Source organism: Vicinamibacteria bacterium, assembly GCA_035620555.1.
Classification (GTDB): Bacteria; Acidobacteriota; Vicinamibacteria; order Marinacidobacterales; family SMYC01; genus DASPGQ01.
Genome location: DASPGQ010000560.1, coordinates 1 through 2,955 on the forward strand (window position 1 = coordinate 1; position 2,955 = coordinate 2,955).

The window sequence follows — 2,955 nt, forward strand, 5'->3', positions numbered from 1 at the left end:
GATGCTGAACGGGGGTGCCTATAACGGGCGGCGGCTGCTCAACGCCCGGACGATCGCCCGGTTCACGGCGCGGGTCAATCTCGTCGAAGGTTCGAGCCGCGCTCTCGGATGGGATACTCCTTCGGAGCCGAGCTCGGCGGGCCTCTACTTCTCCTCAGCCTCCTATGGGCATACCGGGTTCACCGGGACCTCGTTGTGGATCGATCCCGAGCGCGAGCTCTTCGCCATTCTCCTCACGAACCGGGTGCATCCCACGCGCGACAACCGAAAGATCTTCGATCTCCGGCCCGCGTTTCACGACGCGGTAATGACCGCTATCGTGGACGTGAATATCAAACCAAGAGAGTAGCAGGCGAATGAAAAAGTACGGCCCAGCCTGCCGAGCGGTGGCGGATCGCAGGTCCCGCCACGGCAATAAGAACCAAGAAGCGAAAGGAGCGCTCATGATGCCCACACGATTCGAAGCTCCCCTCAGAACCTTGATGGGGCCGGGACCGCTCGACATCCACCCCCGCGTCTACCGCGCGCTGGGATCGCCCGTCATCGGCCATCTGGATCCCGCTTACCTGGAAGTGCTCGATCGCATCCGTGAAAGTTTGCGGATGGTGTTCCGGACCAGAAATCCGCTGACGCAGGCGACTCCGGGGACGGGCACATCGGGCATGGAGGCCTCGGTGGCGAACCTGCTCGAGCCCGATGACCCGGTGCTCGTGTGCGTGCACGGTTACTTCGGTGACCGCATCAGACAGATGGCGGAACGCCAGGACGCGCGAGTGACGGTCGTGGAAGGGGAATGGGGGAGGCCCACCGATCCCGACGCGATCGAGGCGGCGCTGAAACAGGCCCGATTCAAGCTCATGACCATCGTCCATGCCGAGACCTCCACCGGGGTCCTGCAACCGATGGACGACGTCACCCGCCTGGCCCGCGAGCACGGGGTCATGGTGCTGCTCGACTGCGTCACGTCGCTTGGCGGGGTCGATGTGAGCATCGACGAGTGGGGAATCGACGCCGCTTACAGCTGTTCGCAGAAATGCATCGGCAGTCCGCCCGGGCTCGCGCCGGTGACGTTCAGCGCGCGCGCGGTCGACACGATGAAGAAGCGGAAGCATCCCGCGAGGAGCTGGTATCTCGATGCGCAGCTTCTCGATCAATATTGGACGGGGCGCGCCTATCATCACACCAGCTCGAGCACTCTCAATTACGGGTTGCTCGAAGCGCTGCTCCTCATCGAGGAGGAGGGGCTCGAACAGAGAATCGCCCGCCATCTCAGGAACCATCGGGCCCTGGTCGCCGGAGTGGAGGCTATGGGACTCGAGATGCTCGTGGCGCCGGAGCATCGTCTACCATCGTTGAATACCATACGCATTCCTGGTGGTGTGGACGATGCGAGAACGAGAGGCTACCTTCTCGAGACCTTCAACCTCGAGATTGGAGGAGGCCTGGGCGCGTTGAAAGGCAAGGTCTTCCGCGTCGGTCTCATGGGATATTCCTCGTCGCCCGAGCGAATCCTGTTCTTCTTGTCGTGCATCAGCCAGGCGCTCGCGGTACAGGGCTATTCGACGGATCTGAAAGCCGGCCTCGCCGCAGCGATGTCGGCACTGGACTGACGCGCCACCGTTCGGCGTGAGGCGAAACGAGCGCATCCTCGCCGTCCTGAGACGGCTAGCGCGCGACACGCGAAACGGACGCTACCGCGAGGCTCCGGTCTATCAAGGTTCGTTCGAGACCACACGCTCGCCTTTCATGGAGCTCGTGGCCTGCCTCATCAGCCAGCGCGTGCGGGACGAGACCACGACGAGGGTTTGCGCGGAGCTCTTCGCCATCGCCAGGACCCCGGAGCAAATTCTGTCGCTTCCGCGAGAAAGGCTGAGGCGTTTGCTCTTTGGTGCCGGATTCTACAACCAGAAGTCTGATCAACTTCGGGCGCTTGCCCGGACGGTGAGCGCCCGCGGCGGCGTTCCCCGGACCCGTGAAGGTCTCCTCGAGCTTCCAGGAATCGGGCCCAAATGCGCGAATCTCGTGCTCGCGAATTGCTACGGCGAGCCCGCCATTGCGGTCGATACCCACGTCCACCGCATCTCGAACCGCATGGACTGGGTGCGCACGAAAACGCCCGAGACAACCGAAGAGGCCTTGACGCCGCTCGTACCGATCCGCTGGCGGGCGCGGGTGAACGCCTTTCTCGTCGCCCATGGCCAGCTCGTTTGCAGGCCGACGGCACCGAGATGCGAGGATTGTCGCGTGGCCGAATGGTGTCGACGAAGAGGTGTTCTGCCTCGAGATGCCGCTAACCGCCGAAGAGAGCGACCCCGAAGACGCGATCGAGTATCGCGAGCACCGTCATTCCGGTAAACACCACGAGGCTCGTCCAGGCGAAGTAGGTCTCGAATCTGCCGGGATAGAAGTAGCGATCGTCTTTGGGAATGATGGTGAAGCAGTAGTAGAGGTTGAGAGCGAAGATCACCGGGGCCACGAAGAAGGCGAGCGCCGATGCGACGAGGACGAGCCATACGGGCCGGGGGAAGCCGAAGATGATCGCGACGGCGGCGACGAGCGAGTAGAACATCGTCGCGCGGTAGATGTTGTACTCGGAGTACCAGCGGCGTCGGTGCTCTGGCGTCAAATCCTCGGCGGCGGTGCCTTTCAGGAGCCACGTTTTCCGGAACAAGTTTCGCGCGCAGGCCGCGACCACCCTGGGCCAACCATCGAAATAGTTGAACGCCGTCGAGAAAGTCGCGGCGAAGGCGCCGGCGAGGAATACGTTCATCATCCACGGCCCGACGCTTCTCGTGAAGATCTGCGCGATCTCGCCCATCACCGCATTTCCCTGGACTTCGCTGGGGTAGAGCCACACCGCCGCGAGAAGCAGGAAGATGGTGGCCACGACGAAGGAAACGACGTGGCCGACGCGAAAGTCCCACAGACCGATCAGAAACCACCGGCGGCAGTACT

At 62.9% G+C, this 2,955-nt stretch carries 4 protein-coding genes; 3 read left to right on the top strand and 1 reads right to left on the bottom strand.

The genetic code is table 11. The features are described from left to right. The 3 genes from VEK15_22615 to nth all read left to right on the top strand — a co-directional run. A partial coding sequence (locus tag VEK15_22615; protein ID HXV63512.1) for a serine hydrolase occupies positions 1-349 on the top strand: 349 nt, incomplete at its 5' end. A gap of 94 nt (positions 350-443) precedes the next feature. Next, a complete protein-coding gene (locus tag VEK15_22620; GenBank protein ID HXV63513.1) occupies positions 444-1,610 on the top strand; it encodes an aminotransferase class V-fold PLP-dependent enzyme in 1,167 nt (388 codons plus the stop codon). 16 nt (positions 1,611-1,626) lie between these two features. After that, positions 1,627-2,355 carry an endonuclease III gene (gene nth, locus VEK15_22625; GenBank protein ID HXV63514.1) on the top strand — a complete coding sequence of 243 codons (729 nt, stop codon included), beginning with the start codon at positions 1,627-1,629 and terminating at the stop codon, positions 2,353-2,355. On the opposite strand, the gene VEK15_22630 is transcribed toward nth, so the two are convergent. Beyond that, a partial coding sequence (locus VEK15_22630; protein HXV63515.1) for a hypothetical protein occupies positions 2,291-2,955 on the bottom strand: 665 nt, incomplete at its 5' end. The two genes, nth and VEK15_22630, sit on opposite strands and share 65 nt — an antisense overlap.